At 42.6% G+C, this 17,356-nt stretch carries 13 protein-coding genes and 1 pseudogene; 6 read left to right on the top strand and 8 right to left on the bottom strand.

Going from position 1 to position 17,356, the window contains the following annotated elements; all coding sequences use genetic code 11:
- The first annotated feature begins 269 nt into the window (after positions 1 to 269).
- Positions 270 to 905 (top strand): hypothetical protein, encoded by a 636-nt coding sequence (locus tag AB8613_RS22665; RefSeq protein ID WP_372385086.1) that lies wholly within the window; start codon positions 270 to 272, stop codon positions 903 to 905.
- A 575-nt stretch (positions 906 to 1,480) separates the two neighbouring features.
- Positions 1,481 to 2,218: an EAL domain-containing protein gene (locus AB8613_RS22670; protein ID WP_146491610.1), complete on the top strand. Its 738-nt coding sequence runs from the start codon at positions 1,481 to 1,483 to the stop codon at positions 2,216 to 2,218.
- A 231-nt stretch (positions 2,219 to 2,449) separates the two neighbouring features.
- Here the strand turns inward: AB8613_RS22670 and AB8613_RS22675 are convergent, their stop codons facing one another.
- Genes AB8613_RS22675 through AB8613_RS22685 form a run of 3 tightly spaced genes read right to left on the bottom strand, consistent with a single transcriptional unit; the run spans position 2,450 to position 7,649 of the window.
- Positions 2,450 to 5,509 (bottom strand): efflux RND transporter permease subunit, encoded by a 3,060-nt coding sequence (locus AB8613_RS22675; RefSeq protein WP_372385087.1) that lies wholly within the window; start codon positions 5,507 to 5,509, stop codon positions 2,450 to 2,452.
- The gene (locus tag AB8613_RS22680; RefSeq protein ID WP_372385088.1) at positions 5,506 to 6,561 is read right to left on the bottom strand and encodes an efflux RND transporter periplasmic adaptor subunit; all 1,056 of its coding nucleotides are present in this window, start codon (positions 6,559 to 6,561) and stop codon (positions 5,506 to 5,508) included. The genes AB8613_RS22675 and AB8613_RS22680 overlap by 4 nt, the downstream gene beginning before the upstream one ends.
- Positions 6,561 to 7,649: an efflux RND transporter periplasmic adaptor subunit gene (locus AB8613_RS22685; protein ID WP_372385089.1), complete on the bottom strand. Its 1,089-nt coding sequence runs from the start codon at positions 7,647 to 7,649 to the stop codon at positions 6,561 to 6,563. The genes AB8613_RS22680 and AB8613_RS22685 overlap by 1 nt, the downstream gene beginning before the upstream one ends.
- Before the next feature lie 150 nt (positions 7,650 to 7,799).
- Between AB8613_RS22685 and AB8613_RS22690 the strand changes: the two genes are divergently transcribed.
- Positions 7,800 to 8,546, top strand: coding sequence for a TetR/AcrR family transcriptional regulator (locus AB8613_RS22690; protein ID WP_146491614.1), 747 nt, complete (start codon positions 7,800 to 7,802; stop codon positions 8,544 to 8,546).
- Between the two features lie 132 nt (positions 8,547 to 8,678).
- Here the strand turns inward: AB8613_RS22690 and AB8613_RS22695 are convergent, their stop codons facing one another.
- From AB8613_RS22695 to AB8613_RS22705, 3 genes are all read right to left on the bottom strand, one after another.
- Positions 8,679 to 9,956, bottom strand: coding sequence for a DEAD/DEAH box helicase (locus AB8613_RS22695; protein WP_372385090.1), 1,278 nt, complete (start codon positions 9,954 to 9,956; stop codon positions 8,679 to 8,681).
- 57 nt (positions 9,957 to 10,013) lie between these two features.
- Positions 10,014 to 10,625: an ACP phosphodiesterase gene (locus tag AB8613_RS22700; RefSeq protein ID WP_372385091.1), complete on the bottom strand. Its 612-nt coding sequence runs from the start codon at positions 10,623 to 10,625 to the stop codon at positions 10,014 to 10,016.
- A 174-nt stretch (positions 10,626 to 10,799) separates the two neighbouring features.
- Positions 10,800 to 10,928 (bottom strand): hypothetical protein, encoded by a 129-nt coding sequence (locus AB8613_RS22705; protein WP_372385092.1) that lies wholly within the window; start codon positions 10,926 to 10,928, stop codon positions 10,800 to 10,802.
- Between the two features lie 445 nt (positions 10,929 to 11,373).
- Between AB8613_RS22705 and AB8613_RS22710 the strand changes: the two genes are divergently transcribed.
- The 3 genes and pseudogenes from AB8613_RS22710 (at position 11,374) to AB8613_RS22720 (ending at position 15,325) form a co-directional block, all read left to right on the top strand.
- Positions 11,374 to 12,597 carry an aromatic amino acid transport family protein gene (locus tag AB8613_RS22710; RefSeq protein WP_146491617.1) on the top strand — a complete coding sequence of 408 codons (1,224 nt, stop codon included), beginning with the start codon at positions 11,374 to 11,376 and terminating at the stop codon, positions 12,595 to 12,597.
- Positions 12,598 to 12,745: 148 nt separating this feature from the next.
- Positions 12,746 to 14,171: pseudogene (locus AB8613_RS22715) on the top strand (methyl-accepting chemotaxis protein).
- 224 nt (positions 14,172 to 14,395) lie between these two features.
- Positions 14,396 to 15,325 (top strand): hypothetical protein, encoded by a 930-nt coding sequence (locus AB8613_RS22720; RefSeq protein WP_372385093.1) that lies wholly within the window; start codon positions 14,396 to 14,398, stop codon positions 15,323 to 15,325.
- A gap of 309 nt (positions 15,326 to 15,634) precedes the next feature.
- On the opposite strand, the gene AB8613_RS22725 is transcribed toward AB8613_RS22720, so the two are convergent.
- Together AB8613_RS22725 and AB8613_RS22730 are read right to left on the bottom strand one after the other, a co-directional pair.
- Positions 15,635 to 15,931, bottom strand: coding sequence for a biotin/lipoyl-binding protein (locus AB8613_RS22725; RefSeq protein ID WP_372385094.1), 297 nt, complete (start codon positions 15,929 to 15,931; stop codon positions 15,635 to 15,637).
- Between the two features lie 351 nt (positions 15,932 to 16,282).
- Positions 16,283 to 17,008, bottom strand: a complete 726-nt coding sequence (locus tag AB8613_RS22730) for an HAD-IA family hydrolase (protein ID WP_146491622.1) — start codon at positions 17,006 to 17,008, stop codon at positions 16,283 to 16,285.
- Positions 17,009 to 17,356: the final 348 nt, after the last annotated feature.

Here is a 17,356-nt window from a genome sequence, read left to right on the forward strand (position 1 = left end):
AAATAAATCCATCGTGAACAGCTGACTAAACTATAATCTAGCTAGCTCACTTGTAACTTTGCAGCTAAAGATAGTCTTTCTAACTGATTAGAATTCCTCATAATTTAGAATACAGACCCGCGAAGTGCCAGTGCTATCCATAAAATCGCTCCGCAATCGCTAATTTTGATAGAGGGATCAAGAACTCGCACTTTGGCAATAGGTAATGACACATTAATTACCGTACTATTGCCCATCAATAAGATAGTAACTGTGTATAAGGGACTTCATTGTTATTAGATCTCGTGATTAAAAGCGTCAATCAGTTTCAAGACGATTGTCTAAAACTCTGTGAGCGTCATTATCCTACGGTGCACAACCAAGGGATCAGTGAGCATCACATCGGTAAAGCCTTTGCCCGACGAATGGAACACACCTTTGTTAACTTTAACCATGCAAGCAACATCAGCCCACTCGAAATGCTCTCTTCTGGTGAAAACCCTAGACACTTCCGAATCTCTTCTGAAATCGGTACCGTTTGGATGATTAGCCATCATATGGTGAGCGCGGGAAAAACGTGTCGTAAAAAGTTGATGTTAGACATTCATAACTGGCAGCAAGAGTATGGATTCGCAATTCAGCCCAATGACGTTTTGATCATTGTCTCCGACCATTGGATAAGCCGAAGTAAAAACAGTAGTGAGTTGTTACATTGGTGGATGGGAGAACTCCCAGACGAGATAACGGAATACAGCCAGCAAGGCATCACTCTAAGGGAGAGTGATTCTCAATTCGCTTCCGATTTAAATAACAATTTCAGAATCAGCCCTTGCTTTATTAAATTCGGCCACCCACTCAAACGGTCAGTAAATCAACAATTGGTTCGTAAATACCTGCAACTTTATGCGGTACTTCAATGGCAGTGATAATACGGGTCAACTTTTTCATTCAATATTTAAAGTAAATTGTTAGACCTTCATCCCAATATTTTATAAAAGAAAACTCATTCCCTGTTCATTAATTATTCGAACCTTCTGTTTTAATTATTAATAGTTGTTGTACTCGTCGTCTCGATTTTGAGAGATAGATATCATTTCTGTGTAACTCTCTTAGTCCCTCCATTTTGTAACTTTGACATTCCCCCACAATCTAAGCCTTTAACCCTACTTTTCGCTGGTGTATCAGCGTTATAGCCTTATATTGGCTGAGGTTAATATGAGAGACGTTACTTAGCCATTAAATTCACAGCAACTATCAAACACAGCGAATGATAAGTAAATTTAATGACTAATGTCATTTATCATGCTGATTTTTCGTTAATTATCTTTATTTAATTATTGACCCTACATATGATTTTTTATTAATTGACAATTTACTTACACCTGTCAATATTGTGACAGCCATGACGTATATTTTCGTCATTAAATAAACACCTTTATTAGCGACTATGATTTTATCAGACAGAAGTGAATTTATTAGCTGTATATCTGTGGATGCCGATATGCAGTTTATTGCGAAATATCAAGACTTAACACTTAGAAGTGTCTATCAACCTATATTTGACAGTTCAATGACTCAGATAGGCGTTGAAGCTTTGGTGCGTATTTCGAATAGCAAAGGGGATGTTGTTCGTCCTGATCACTTCTTCCATTCCGACGATACCTTATGCACTGACAAGATCAATGTAGAAAGGCTGAGTCGCGCTATCCATATCCGTAACTTCGCACAATCGAATATCCGCCATTTAGACTTGTTTTTGAATGTTCTTCCAAACGTTGGTGAGTTATTTGCTGCAGAAAAGGTCAGTGACAGCCTTCTGGCAAAACGTCTTCATGAGTTGAACCTTTCATGTGAGCAGATCGTGATGGAATTGGTCGAACTGAATGCCGAAAGTGAAGAGCGCTTGAAAGATGCAGCCCTCTCTCTTGCGGAGAATGGTTTTCAAATCGCGGTCGACGATTTCGGAACACAAGCATCAACAGAACAACGCGTCCGCCACATCAATCCTCATATCATTAAGATCGATCGCTCAGTGATGTTAGATTTTGAGCAAGGTGACACACGAGAAATGGAATTAGTTCTAGAACTCTCGAAGCAAATCGGCGCTAAGACTGTCATCGAAGGCATTGAAACAGAGCATCAACTCACGGCAATGCAAAGCTTGGGCTTTGACATGTACCAAGGCTACCATCTAGCGATGCCTAAACCGATTGAGTTGGATATCCGTTTAGCAATCTAAAACCGCCCTTACTCTTCTTAAAGCCGCTAGCCACTGGTTAGCGGCTTTTTAATACCTGTTACTGAACACATTCCTTTATTAACGAAGTTCTTTGTTCGTGTAGCGGTTTTCACATCGTTTTCTCTGCATGCAGATGTTTACTTAAATCGATGTTGCGTAAAATCACGCGCATAAAAAAGCCCAGTCAAAATTGACTGGGCTGGCTTAAAAGAATCTGTTTTATATCATTCCCTAATAACCCGCAGTGGACGGTTTGATTCTATATAGAATAGCGAACATCACTGGTACTACTATTAGCGTTAGTACTGTAGCAAAGCCTAAGCCTGCCATGATGGTAATCGCCATCGAGCCGAAAAATGCATCGAATACCAAGGGAATCATACCCAAGATAGTCGTCAATGCTGCCATAGATACCGGTCGTACACGACTAATCGCACTGTCGACAACCGCTAAGTATGGGTCTTTACCTGTTGAGAGTTCAGTGTTGATCTGGTCAAGCAGTACGATACCGTTTTTCAAGATCATGCCGCTTAAGCTCAGTAGACCTAGGAATGCCGTGAAGCTGAATGGCATATTAGTCCCTAGCAGACCAATCGAAACACCAATGATAGAAAGTGGTACCGTAAACCAAATCACAAGTGGCTTACGAAGCGAATTAAATAGAAGCATAGTGATGATAAACATCAACAAGTAACCCATTGGCAGTGAACCAAATAGAGACTCTTGTGCATCTTTAGAGCTTTCGTATTCGCCGCCCCAACTGATGCTGTAGCCTTCTGGTAGATCCAATGCTTCTATCTTTGGTTTAACACGAGCAAACAAGCTCGCTGGCGTTTCATCACCCAATACATCGTGGTCAGCCAGCACGGTTAACGTACGCTTTCTATCACGACGTTGAATCAGAGGTTCAGACCATTGAAGCTCGACACCATCAATCACTTGCTCAACCGGAATGTAAGTTTGTAGTGATGGGCTCCAAATTTTCACATTGTTTAGTGATTCAAAGTCAAAACGCTCTTCTTCAGGCAAGCGCGCAACGATAGGTAACATATGAGTTCCATCACGCAGTAAGCCGATGTTGTAACCGCCAAACGCCATTTGTAACGTCTCAGACAAATCAGTTTTTGATATGCCAAGGCGACGTGCCTTTGATTCGTTAAACAGCGGCACTAACTCTTTAGTGCGTTCACGCCAGTCGTGACGAACATTTCGTGAGCCTGGATCGGCAAGTAATACGTCTTCGACTTCAACGGCAATGCTACGCAATACTTGAGGATCAGCACCGATAATACGCGCTTCAATCTTTGAAGCCGGTGACGGTCCAAATTCAATCAGTTTGAACTGGAACGTTGGTTGCTCAAATTCGTTCGCTAAGTCTTTATCCAACTCAGCTAGAACCTTAAACATGGTGTCACGGTCAGTGGTTCTTACTTGTAACTGGCTGTACGCTTCGTAGCTTTTCTCTGGTTGGTATGTCAGCGCGAAACGTTGCATGCCCTGCCCAACCGTTGTGGTTACAAACTCTACGTCGTCTTCTTGACGAATGTAGCTCTCAACCCTTTCAGTCTGCTTGATCGTTTCACGTACATCCGTACCTTCTGGCATCCACATGTCTACGTAAAACATCGGAGTATTTGATGGCGGGAAGAACTGTTGCTTCACCTTACCAAAACCAACAACAGACACGGCGAGCAATACGATCATGCTAACCACAGTTAGCCATCTAAAACGCAATGCAAATTTCAGAGACGCACCGAATACAACGAACAGAATACCTTTGTATGGATCTTCGTTCTCATCGACTTTATCTTCTTCTTTAAGCAGCATTTCAGCAAGGAATGGCGTCAGCGTTAGCGCCGTAACCCAACTCAAGAATAACGAGAAACACAGTACCCAGAACAATGAGCCCATGAACTCGCCCGTTGCGTCTTTCGACAAGCCGATAGGTGCAAAAGCGGTAATAGCAATAATGGTCGCACCCAATAGTGGCCATTGCGTTTGTGTCACGATGTCTTTTGCTGCTTGAAGCTTAGTCTTTCCTTTCTTCAAGCCAACTAGAATACCTTCAACGACAACAATCGCGTTGTCCACTAGCATGCCGAGCGCGATGATCAAAGCACCCAGTGAGATACGGTGCAGTTCGACATCGTTGTAGTCCATAAGAATGAACGTACCGAATACGGTCAGTAGCAGTACTAAACCAATAATCAAACCACTGCGTAAGCCCATTGCAAAAAGCAGTACGATGATAACAATAGCAACGGCTTCTACTAGGCTGATTAGGAAGTCAGCCACTGATTTGTCTACTTCTTGCGCTTGGTTGTAGAAGTAGTTCAGCTCTACACCGGCAGGCTTAATGCTTTCTAAACGATCCAGTTCGGCATCTAATGCGTTACCAATTTCGACGACGTTTACGCCTGAAGAGAACGCAATACCTAGGTTGATTGCTGGTTTACCGTTGTACGTTAATACATTACCCGGTTTTTCTTGAATACCGCGAGTGACCTCAGCAACATCTTTCAAACGAATCAGGTTGCCCGTATCACGGCCATGAATGATTAGGTTTTCTAGCTCTTCAACTGTGCTCAGCGTACCGTTAGGTTTGATCGTTAGGCTTTGGCCATTCAACATTACCTCACCTGCCGATACCACACTGTTTTGTTGTGCTAACAGTGACGTTACCATCGACATATCTAAGTTCAGCGCTGCTAAACGCTCAAGCGACATCTCAACAAACAATTGCTCTTGTTGGTCACCCGCAATACTTACTTTGCCGACACCATCGACCAATTCGATTTCACGTGTTAGGTAATCTGCGTACTGTTTTAGCTCGACATAATCGTAGCCGTCACCAGTCAGCATGATCATCACACCAAATACGTCACCAAAATCATCAATGATCTGAACGGAGTTAACACCACTTGGTAGTGTTGGCTGTAGATCGTTGATCTTACGGCGCATTTCATCCCAGATTTGTGGTAGCTCGTCTGGACCGTAGTCCATCTTCATGCTGACCATAATTTGAGACATGCCATTCGACGAGGTCGAAGTGATCTTGTCGATATAAGGAAGCTGTCTTATTTCTTTCTCAAGGGGATAAGTCAGTTCCTCCTCAACTTCCATTGACGTAGCGCCAGGGTAAGTTGAAATAATCATTGCATCTTTAATGGTAAAAGCTGGGTCTTCTAAACGGGATAGATTACCAAAAGACGTCACACCGCCAATGGCCAAAATGACTAGAAACAGCCAGCTGATTACTTTGTTTTTTATTGAATATTCTGCGATGTTCATTCTGCTTTTCCTGACAATTGGATTCCGTCACGGAGTTTTCTTAGATTCGAGTTTACGAGTAGTTCACCTTGTTCAACGCCATGCGCGATAAGTGCACCTTGGCCGCTGATCTTGTCGACTTCCACTTCGCTTTTGAAAGCTTGGCCGTCTTCCATTTTCCACACGTAAAACTGGTTCGCTTCAGCGCCCGCTTGTAGCGTCGTCATGGGCAACTGGTAACCTTGAACATCACTCAGGCCCGCTTTCGCCATATCGACATTTACCGTAACGCTGGTACCCGGTAAAATTTCACTTTCAAGTTGTTGCATCTGCATCCAAAACTCGTAAGTGCGAGATTGCGGGTGCAGTTCACTGGTGTGCTCTAGATACGTCAGAGGGTATTTTCCAGAGTGGCCGCCAAAGGTTGCGTCAGGTCGATAGCTGTTCGAACGCATGTCTGGGCTGATAGACGCTAAGATCGAATCTGATACTTGAATTCGCACATACACCTTGTCGTTCTGGTACACACTGAGTAACGTTTCGCCCGGAATGGTGTTTTCGAAACGTTGCTTATCGACGGTTGAAACCGTGCCAGAAAATGGTGCTAAAAGCTCTGTGTAACTCAGCTTACGCTTTGCCGCAGCCAAATTAGCCGATGCCAGTTTATAGTTAGCGGTCAGTTGATCGTGTTCCGATTGCGACAACATCTTGCTGTCAAACATCTCAGAACCACGCGCCAGTTGCTTACTCGCTAATTTGAATTGAGATTTAGCGTCTGTCAGATCTTGCAGGTATGTCGCGTTGTCTAAGGTCGCCAGTAGCTGGCCTTTTTCTACGTTGTCACCAGCTTCAACCAATACTTGTTGAATCTCACCAGCAAGCTTAAATGCCAATGGTGTGAGTTCTGCAGGCATCACCTGTCCATTAAAGCTTCTGAATTGGTCAGTCAGTGGCGCACCCACTTCAAAGGTTGAAACCAAAAGTGAAGGTTGCTCACGGTGGTCGGTTTCATTGTTACAGGCTTGAAGCAATAACGCAGATACAACCACAACTGATAATTTGGAAAGGTTCATTAAATACCGCCCTCACGTAACCAAGCTTTTACTTGTTGCCCATCAGATAACACATCGACACCCGCTTCTACGATTAAGTCGCCAGAAGACAAGCCTTCAATAACCTTGCCTTGACCATCAAGGGTGACTTGTACTTTAGAAATCAATTGAGACTCTGGGTTGTAGCGCCACAGTTCACCGTGATCTGCTTCTTTGCTTAGCCAAGCTGAATCAACAATGCCAATACCGTAGTCCAACTTATTTTTCTGAACTTCAACTTGTGCCGTCATACCAGAAAGCAGATTAATACCTTCAGGTTTCTCGATAGACACAACCGCTTGGTAGCTGTTCGTGTCTTCGTCTGGTTGCGTTGAGATCTCTTTAAAACGCGTTGGGATACGAATGCCGCGGTGGCTATCCATCACAACCCACATGTATGAGCTAGTTAGGTCTTGGATAGAACGGTCTTCAAGCTTTGATACAGGGATAGAGAAAGTCACATCCATCTCGCTGTGATTCAAAATATTAAGTACAGGCTGTTTTTCAGCGATTAACTGATATTGCTTACCAAACACCATCGATACCACGCCATCGAATGGAGCAACTAATGTGGTGTAACCAAGGTTTGTTTGTGCTTGGTCCAACTCAACTTCAGCGGCAGTAAAGGTGTTTACGGCTTGGTCGTAGTAATCCGTGCTTACAAGCTTCTTCGAGTACAGCTCAGACGCTTGCTTGTATTGGCTGTTCGCCAGATCAAATTTTGCTTGGGCTGCATCAACCGCAATACGATAGTCCGTTGCATCTAGCACAGCGAGTACTTGGCCTTTCTTCACCTCTTGTCCCATACGAACAGAGAACGTTTCAATATCTCCACCCACTTGGAATGAAAGTGCGGCACGGTCGGTCGCATCCACTTTTGCGATAAAGCTATCAAGCTCGATATCCGTCTGCTGAGGGATCTCAAACAGCTTGACTGGCTTAACAACTTGAACCGTTTCTTCTGACTGAACCTTATTACATCCGGTCAAAGAGCCTGCGAGTAATAGTGCAGCAAACGCCAGTCCTATCTGCTTACCCGTCTTGGCTTGAATAGACAACTTGGATTGCATGATGCTTCTCCATCTAATTATTATGATTTATTACACAGATGGGCAGTATATTTAATATTTAATAATTCTCAAGCTTTACTTTCCACCTGTGCAGTATTTTTTATTTCAGTAAAAACAGTGTAGAATGTGGTAATCAGGTAAATGTGTGAAATGAAGATGACAGAAAAGAAACAAGGTAGAAGAAGCGCAAAAGACGCTGAAGAGACTCGATTTTTGATCATGAGTGTTGCTGCGGAAATGTTCTGTGAGCATGGTTATGATAGCGTTTCACTGCGAAACATCAGTGAAAAAGCCGGCGTCTCGCATAGCCTTATTCGCCATCACTTTGGTAGCAAAGAAAAGATCTGGCACTCCATAAGCGATTGTTTACACGAATATTTTCAGTCTTACATTGCTAAAATTATGGAAGAGCTACCAAAAGGTGTTGCGCCGAGTATTACTATTTATCTATTTAGCATGCGCCTCTTTAGCAACATGATTCATTCACGTAAGCCAATGCAACTTATCACTGACTCTGTGCGCCAAAAAGACAACTTGGTCGATTACTTTATCGACAATGTTGGTGATGTCGAAAAAGAAATCAATATGTTGGCAGAAGAATATAATGATGCGAACCCAGATAACTTGATCAACATTTATGAAATTAAATGGCAAATGATTATGTATGCACACGGAGCGGTATGCCTAACCCCTTTCATGGAAAGCACATGGAATGAAGGTGACATGCAATCGACACCGGAGGAAGCGTTGTTAAAACATTGGCAACTGTTCAACAAGCAAATGATCAATACGTTCAATATCAGTGATGAATGGGTATTGAATCCAAGTTCGATTGAAGAGCTAGTTTATGAAGTACCTTGCGTGTGGAAATGCGAACACGAGCAAAGTAAACACTAAAGACGCTGCTTCAAATTCAATGCTTAATACGAAAATGCCCCATTACTGAATGACAGTAATGGGGCATTTTTATATCGGATTAGATTGATGCCTTCACGTCAATAAAGCGATAAGCATCAACCACCAAAAGAATTAGCGACGTGCTTTCGCTTTACCACGGTTTTGATGAATCTTAAGCTTTGCTTTCATCTTACGTTTTTCCGATGAACGACTCTTGCTACGGCCACTGCGATCAGGTGCAAGGTCTTTTTCAAGGCTTGGTTCAAAGCCATCTAACCACTCTTGAGGCAAGCGTGTATCCAGTAGTCGCTCAATGTCACCCAATAGGTAGGCTTCGTCTTGGCTCATCAATGAAATTGCCAAACCGCTGTTACCGGCACGACCTGTACGACCAATACGGTGAACGTAGTCTTCTGCTTTAAATGGCATATCGTAGTTCACAACTTGTTCTAGTTGCTGAATATCGATACCACGCGCTGCTACATCCGTTGCAATCAACGCTCGCACTTTGCCCGATTTGAAATCATCCAATGCTTTTTGGCGCGCACCTTGACTCTTATCGCCATTGATTGATGCCGCTTTAATGCCGTCTAGTTTAAGCTCTTTTACTAGCGCATCGGTACCCTGCTTAGTTTTAGTGAATACCAGCACTTGTTGCCAGTTCTTTGAACCGATCAAGTAAGCCAGAAGTTCACTCTTACGCGATTTATCAACCGGATAAACCATCTGTGTTACGGTTTCAGCGGTGCTGTTTTTTGGCGTAACTTGAATTTCACTTGGCTTCTGCATCATACGATGTGCAATCGCTTTGATTTTGTTATCAAACGTTGCAGAGAAGAACAGCGTTTGACGCACTTCATTCATACGAGAAAGGATACGTTTGATGTCAGGCATGAACCCCATATCCAACATACGGTCTGCTTCGTCTAGCACCAGTACTTCCGTATGGCTCAACATGATGTTCCTAGTGAACATGTGATCGATAAGACGACCAGGTGTAGCAACAAGAATATCTGCACCCCCGCGTAGGTTATCCGTTTGAACCTTCATGCTAACGCCGCCGTACGCTACAACCACTTTAATTTCAGTGCCCTTCGCGTAGCTAGTGAGGTTGTCAAACACCTGCTGTGCGAGTTCACGTGTTGGTACTAACACAAGCGCGCGAACGAGCTTAGAGTTCGGAATAACGTTGTCTTTTGTTTCGATTAATCTTTGGATAATCGGTAAACCAAACGCAGCCGTTTTACCCGTACCCGTTTGAGCACCAGCCAGTACGTCTTTGCCTTCTAATACCAATGGAATCGCTTGTTCTTGAACACTGGTTGGAGCCGTAAAGTTAAGCTCTGATAGCGTAGCAAGAAGGTGCTCAGACAATCCTAGTTGGTTAAAAGATTTAGTAGATTCAGACATAGTATGATGCTCAAAGATTAAATAGGCGCGGATTGTAGCAAACCTGCATTACGCTGTTTACCTTTCCTTTTGATTTTTCTTCATTTGAAGCGCATTAAACTGCTTTGCTTCTTCTAAAACGTTGGGATAAAGCTCAACAAAGTGACACTGCAACGTATCATAGTGACGCTCGAGGTCATCGTAACATACTTCGAGCATACCGAGCTTAGGCCTTCTCAGTGCCATTCTTTGCAATACCACCTCTATAGATGACATGTCTTGATAGCTTTCCAACCAACGTTGTTCTGCCATTTTTTGATGCATCGTAATGAAATTCTCAGGCCAGTGCAGCTCTTGATGTTCAAAGATCTGTTGATGGCTATCTAAACAAAAACGCTCTAATGTCTGCTGCGAGAACTGAGCCCAATGATTGGCTAAGCAGTGATCCCAAAATACATCGAGTGCGATAGGCGCAAAGCGTCGTGTTTGGTCTGAGAACAGCGATTTAGCAGAACGAGATACATCATGACGATCAGTATAGCTATCAACAAATCGATGAAGCCTAATGCCGTCAGAAAGTGAATCCGAATACTGTTTATTGGGGTCGCCTTTAACAAAATCACCCAACAGGTTACCTGCTAAGTTGCTGTTACAGTGCTTGGCGATGTGAAGGTGTGCGAGAAAGTTCATTGAACCTCATTAAAGTATCGAGAACTAAGTAACATGGTAAACGTACTCGTTTATCTTCGCGAACTTTAATGAGGATAGTTTTGTTATGACGTGTGAGCGAATGAGATTTGCTCAGTTTAAGAATTGTTTAATTTGAGAACGTTGAACTACAGAAACCTTTAGTTCAGGTAACGCCTAGTTTGAAGACTTAAAAAGTTCTTCTGCTAATTGTTTAATCGTCTGTTCATAGTCAGATAAATCGATGCCAATTTCCATAGCATCTAACAACTCAAGACTTTCGTCATTGTAAGATTGGTCACTCATAGTGCCCCCTCTATTCCTTAGTGTGGACATGATGTCCGATTAACTAGTGCACCATCTTGGACTTATATTATGTCACTTTGATGAAAGCACTCTACTCTACCCATTCCATATTCATAGCTTGAAGCTACTCGCGATCATTAGCGCTTTTTACGCTAAAGGGGTATACGCGAACGACATATGTACTGCCACCTTACACCAAGTACAACAAATTACTCTACAAATTTTGAAGCCGATCATGGTCAAACGTTTGCTTTGGTCAGTTCAATGCTGTTACACCCCTCGGTGTAATAATAAATTTACAGTGGATATTTTTAATTACATTAGGCATTGCATTTGGAATTAAACTCAATCAGAATACTTCAAAATCGAGATATTCTTTGGGTTTATGCGTTTAAGCTAGAAGAATTACAATCAAAACACACCCTAACGTAAAGAATTATATACAATGAATAAATCAAAGGTTTTTGGTAGTACTTTGATCATTGCAGGCACAACCATCGGTGCTGGCATGCTCGCCCTTCCACTTGCTTCTGCAGGTATTGGCTTTTCAACCTCACTTTTCTTGATGCTTGGTTTATGGGCATTAATGGCCTTTACGGCTCTATTAATGGTAGAGCTTCACCAATTTGCAGAATCTGACGCAACCCTACACACTTTAGCTCACACCATTTTAGGAACAAAAGGTAAATGGATTGCGAGCTTCGCTGTTATGTTCCTATTTTACGCGCTATGCGCTGCATACATCGCGGGCGGTGGTGCGCAGTTTAACCAACGTATTTCGGATATCGCGGGTATCGAACTCAATGGTCAAATCACCACACTACTATTTACCCTATTAGTTGCCGGCGTTGTTACGATTGGTACTCACAGTGTTGATAAAGTTAACCGTGTTTTATTCGGACTCAAACTCATTGCAATGGTACTAGTACTCAGCTTCCTAGCACCAAACATTACATCTCAGTACCTATTAAGCATGCCTTTACAGCAAGGTTTGATTGTTGCAGCGATTCCTGTTGTATTTACTTCTTTTGGCTTCCACGGCAGTATCCCATCTATTGTTCGATACCTAGACGGCGATGTTCGTTCTTTACGTAAGGTTATGATTGCAGGCTCTGCCCTACCATTAGTTATCTACGTTTTCTGGCAGAGTGTTACTTTGGGTGTGGTTAGCCAAGAACAATTGTTGTCCGATACAAGCTTGGGGGCACTTTTAGTATCACTATCGCAAACCGTTCATCAATCAAACTTAAGCGTCATCGTCGGTGTATTCGCGGATCTTGCACTGCTGACTTCTTTTATTGGCGTGAGCTTGGGCTTATTTGAATTCATGGGCGATTCGTTAAGCAAGAAACTAGGCAGTGCTAAACGTGTTAAAACGGCCGCTATCACTTTCTTACCGCCATTAGGTTTTGCCCTGTTCTACCCACAAGGTTTCATAATGGCATTAGGCTATGCAGCCATTGCACTTTCAGTACTCGCGATTCTTTTGCCGACAGTCATGGTATACAAGGTCCGTTACACTGACTTCTCAGTTAAACCTCAAGCTCCAGAAGCGACGTACCAAGTGTTAGGTGGAAGCAAAGCGCTGTTTTTAGCAGGTAGCGTTGGCGTGTTTATCATTGCGGTTCAAGTCCTTATTTCAGTAGGGCTATTGCCTTCTCTAGGTTAACAAATTCATACCGCACAAAAATACTTGATTGAGATCTCATAAACGATATGTTGGTATCATTAATTTTCACAATTAGTCGATTGATATCACATTTTTATTAGGGTCGGTTATTTAGAGTCCACGGTAAAGGATTTACCGTGGAGTTTTTATGAAAGAAGTACAATTTCGAACAATAGACAAACTGTTTATTAAAATGTCTATTAACGACAAGTTTTGGGTCATTTTCTTAATCTTTGTCGCCGCAGTGGCAAGTCTTGCTGGCCTCAACTACGTCAACACAATCAAACAAATCGATACTAGTGCTAAACAGCAGGTTGAACATCAACTGCAAGGCATTTTATTAGCGTCAGACTCCCCCGGTTCTCTTCGCTCTGTTAGTCAACAAAGCAGCCCTCAAAAAACCTCTCTTTCAAACAATGGTTCGGTGACTGCAACAGCACTTGCACAGGATGGTAACTACTACTCACTTACCGTTTCAACTAAAGATATACAGAATCAAAAGCAGCAAGCACTTTACTCTTTATTACTCAGTTTTTTATGGTGTGTGCCTTTTGGTCTTTTTTGTTACTGGGTAGCGACTTTCCTAGGCGGCGCACTTTGGGTTCTTTATTCAACGACACAAAAGATTGGTGATGGTGACTTAACATCACGCCTTGGCTTCCACCCTGGCCGAGACGAGTTTGGAACGATTGGTTGTGCTCTTGACCGCTCAATGGACACCCTTAGTGAGTTAGTCAACAACGTAAACCACAGTGCAGCAACCCTAAGTGAAACGTCAGCTTCTTTCGAAACAGAGATGAAGCGCAGTGAGACTCAAATCATGAGCCAGAACGCATCTTTAGATTCTGTTGCTACTGCAATGGATCAGATGACGGCTTCAGCGAATGAAGTATCTAACATTTCTGCACGCTCAACAGAGCAAACTGAACAAGACGCACAGCAGATCAACGATAGCCACGCAAAGGTTCAACAAGCAATTTCAGAGATCACGACTCTTTCTGCTTTAATTGAGCAAACCTCTTCTTCTGTTACGAGCTTGAATGTAAACACAAGCCAAATTAACGAAGTCATCACGACGATCAACGCTATTTCAGAGCAAACTAACTTACTTGCTCTGAATGCCGCGATTGAAGCGGCTCAGTGCAGGCGAACAAGGACGTGGTTTCGCTGTCGTTGCTGATGAAGTAAGAACACTGGCAAGTCGCACTCAGTCAGCAACGGTAGAGATCCAAGCGATGATTGAGCGCTTACAACAAGAGAGCCAAAATATCGCGAAGATCACCGAACAAACGGTTGATCAAGCGCAAACCAGTAGCCAGCTGATTTCAGACATTGGTCACGATGTAAACTCTATTGCAGATTCAGCTCAAGCGCTGATGGATATGAGTATTCAAATCGCAACTTCGGCAGACGAGCAAAGCAACGTAGCCAATACCATTGCAGCAGAACTTAACGATATTCGCAGTCAATCTGATGTGATTAAAGAAGTGGCTCAAAACTCGTCAAATGGTGTATCTAGGCTAACAGAGGCATCGGTTTCTCTGTCTCAAACGTTGGCGCGATACCGCACTTAACTTCGTTAAAAGAAGGCTGCAGCTGGTTTTATTTACCCGAAAGACAACGAGCAGCCGAAAACGGAATCAAGTTGTAAGCATAAAAAGGACTCTATTGAGTCCTTTTTCTTTGAACAATGTAAATACACTAACGCGACATTCATAAAATACCACAAGCAAATGCTGCGCAAACCAAAGTGATCCTGTAACATACGTTCTACAGATGACAACCACTACAAACGAGAATGACAAACAACATCACTGGCAACCCTGCGCTAAGAGCAGAAAAAGAAAAAGAAGCAAAGCAAAAGAAGGCGGCTAAAGTTTCAACCTTTGACATGAAGGCATTTTGGAAAGATATCAAATCTCGATTTAAAAAAGGCATTTTCGGCGCTGGCATCCTTATCAGTTTCGGACTCGCCATTGGTGCCATTATCTGGCTACTGAAGTACTTCAACATTGCTAAAGAATACTCAGTAGTTGGCAGTATTAAGATGTCCTCACTCATGGAGTCCATGTTTCATGTTGACGCACCTCTTTTATTTGGGGCCATTATGTATGGGATCTTATTTGTCCTGTTCACAATGAAGGATTCAACCATTGCACTAGCGATCAAGCTATATGACCTTGTTTTCGCAACAGCCATTGCAGCTGTCCTTGCTTCAATTGTTATTATGAGTGGTCATTCGATTGATTTTCTAACAGTGAAACCCAATTGGCTAGCATTGTGGTCGATGACCCTAAATTACATTGCCGTGGCTCTTTTTGCTGTCAAATTTATATTTGTGTCTACTGGCATGGAAAAGTCGCCCAATCGTGGAAAACCTATTCAATATTTCGGCTTGATACTTGGATATTTTGGGGGCGGGTCATACATGATTTATACGAGCTTGAATGAGCAAGCGTTCACTGTTCTTGGCATATTTTGCGCGGTGCTATTGCTACTCATGTTTGTCGCATTTTTCGGTATTGGCCGTAAAGAAGTTAAAAAAGATCCTCTTGCTGATACGTTTTTTGGCGTTGTTTCGATGTGCCTGGTAGCAACATTGTACGCGGGACTACTCTATATCGCTTGCAACATTCCATTTTCTACCAAAGAGATATTATGCTCTTTCAATGCCGATTCGCTCGCTAACGAGTGTATGGTCTTTCAAGCTTCTTTGTCTGAATGGTAGGACTAACTATCGAACTTCAAAGTTCAGTAGTAAACAAATAGCCATTACAATCGAATATGTAATGGCTAAATAAGAATCTTACGCGGGTGGCTGAAAAAGCTCATGCAACACATAACGGCTGAGCGGCAATAAAAGAGCGGTATAATGCCCTTGCCGAAAGTGATACAGAATTTAAAGCATCTAACGACGGGTGAACTCCCACTCTTACTACTTCAAGTAATGCTTAGAAAACCAATGCTTTTTATAGCGGTTAAAGCCCGGCGCTTATATGCACGATATTCACGCAAGTCAAGAAGACACCCATAAGTCTCACCAATGATAACCAAGTTTTGTTTCAAGTCGAGCAAGCACTTGCCCTTTTTCAACACGTTGCCCCTTAGAAACAGTAAGCTCACGGACCGTTCCCCCTACTTGAAAGCTCAAAAGAGACGTTTGTGCACTGCGCACTATGCCGCTAAGCTCACGAGTTTGCGTATGTGATTGAAAGACAGTGGTTATGTATTTGACGCTACGAATGGGGTTAGTTGCGTCAAAATCCGATATAGCAGTTTGTTGCTTACATCCCGTTAGGGCAAAGACAATAAATAAAAGAGAAATAGATTTCACGGGACGGTCCAAAGTTATGGTACTCCATACCAGTATAGCAAACCGTATAATATTTAACTATTCTATTATCATTACCATGAAGTTTGTCGCAAAGGGGAGATTATGAGGTGTCAGAACTGTCTAATATTCGAGCTTAGGGGTAATCTAATTGAACGGGTCTTTTTCGCTTACCCTCTTGCTGCAGGTGACACATAATGAATAAAACAGAAGCACCAAACACCGACGATATTACATGCCCTTTATGCCAACACGACGAATATCTGCTTTCAGAAAGTGGAGAAAAGTTCACTTGCGCATCTTGTGGTTTCCACACAAAACAATTTAGTAAGGTAATCAGCCTTTCACTAGGCTCTACCCCACCAAAGCTGCAGAATTCGATATACCACCACTTGAGCAGTGCTTGCCATTAATCCAAACCGAAATCTCTTCCAAACTGTAGATATCCTGAACTGCTAGCTCTGTTGAGCCGGCTTCGGGATCTACGACTGCTTCATCGATACTTGGACGTAATCGAAACGATTGAATACCCGCACGAACACCCGCCTCAATTCCTTTCAAAGTATCATCTACATAGATGCACTCATTAGGTAGAAAGCCCATATTCATTGCGGTGTACATAATAAGATCAGGCTCTGGTTTCCAACTATTAGCATCGAAAGCAGAAAACACTTTGCCTTTAAAGTCGTCGAGCATTCCGGTCATTGCTAAAGAAGATTCCACTCGAGATTTCGGTGCATTAGAAGCGATACAAAACTCAATGTCTTGTCTCTTTAGAAATTCAATAAGCTCAATAGCACCATCCATCGGCTTTAAATGACGTTGGAACAGTGCTTCTAATTCAGTGCGATAAAGTGGTTCAAGTGTATCAATCGAGATAGATAACCCTAAACGTTCTTGTGTATCCATCAAGATGTCAGCCAATTTTCCACCTTGAAAGTGGGCATAGCAATCAATAACGTTTAACTTCGCCCCAAAGCCAGAGAATACATTCACCAAGGCTTGGCAACATAGCTTTTCGCTATCGATGAGTGTCCCGTCACAATCGAAAATTACACATTTAGTCTGTTCTAACCGCATAGCTCTCTCACTCACATTGAATTCAATGCCTTATCCTATAGGGTTATGTGAAATGTCGAGATGATTAAGGTAACACTTTACCGACACAAGCTTATTTCACTTCGCGAAATATGCAGTTGATCACTTTATGACTCAGCATAAGCAACAGTTTTCACCAAATTGACAAGGTTTCTACAAAGTCAAGCCTTGATAGGTATACAAAGTTAGCCCAACTGCAGTTGAAAATATAAATTTACGATAGAGAATGGTACGAAGGATAACAGGCAGATGAACTAGAGATATAAGAACCCGCTCAATCACCTATTTATATCAAGATGACTAAGCATGGAACGAAGATAAATGAGAAAA

The organism is Vibrio sp. BS-M-Sm-2 (assembly GCF_041504345.1).
Classification (GTDB): domain Bacteria; phylum Pseudomonadota; class Gammaproteobacteria; order Enterobacterales; family Vibrionaceae; genus Vibrio; species Vibrio satsumensis.

Excerpts from the sequence above, each read along its gene's own strand:
- AB8613_RS22720 (WP_372385093.1), top strand. The coding sequence starts at position 14,396 with ATGACAAACAACATCACTGGCAACCCTGCGCTAAGAGCAGAAAAAGAA.
- AB8613_RS22710 (WP_146491617.1), top strand. The coding sequence starts at position 11,374 with ATGAATAAATCAAAGGTTTTTGGTAGTACTTTGATCATTGCAGGCACA.
- AB8613_RS22700 (WP_372385091.1), bottom strand. The coding sequence starts at position 10,625 with ATGAACTTTCTCGCACACCTTCACATCGCCAAGCACTGTAACAGCAAC.
- AB8613_RS22675 (WP_372385087.1), bottom strand. The coding sequence starts at position 5,509 with ATGAACATCGCAGAATATTCAATAAAAAACAAAGTAATCAGCTGGCTG.
- AB8613_RS22670 (WP_146491610.1), top strand. The coding sequence starts at position 1,481 with ATGCAGTTTATTGCGAAATATCAAGACTTAACACTTAGAAGTGTCTAT.
- AB8613_RS22690 (WP_146491614.1), top strand. The coding sequence starts at position 7,800 with ATGAAGATGACAGAAAAGAAACAAGGTAGAAGAAGCGCAAAAGACGCT.
- AB8613_RS22685 (WP_372385089.1), bottom strand. The coding sequence starts at position 7,649 with ATGCAATCCAAGTTGTCTATTCAAGCCAAGACGGGTAAGCAGATAGGA.
- AB8613_RS22680 (WP_372385088.1), bottom strand. The coding sequence starts at position 6,561 with ATGAACCTTTCCAAATTATCAGTTGTGGTTGTATCTGCGTTATTGCTT.
- AB8613_RS22705 (WP_372385092.1), bottom strand. The coding sequence starts at position 10,928 with ATGAGTGACCAATCTTACAATGACGAAAGTCTTGAGTTGTTAGATGCT.
- AB8613_RS22730 (WP_146491622.1), bottom strand. The coding sequence starts at position 17,008 with ATGCGGTTAGAACAGACTAAATGTGTAATTTTCGATTGTGACGGGACA.
- AB8613_RS22695 (WP_372385090.1), bottom strand. The coding sequence starts at position 9,956 with ATGTCTGAATCTACTAAATCTTTTAACCAACTAGGATTGTCTGAGCAC.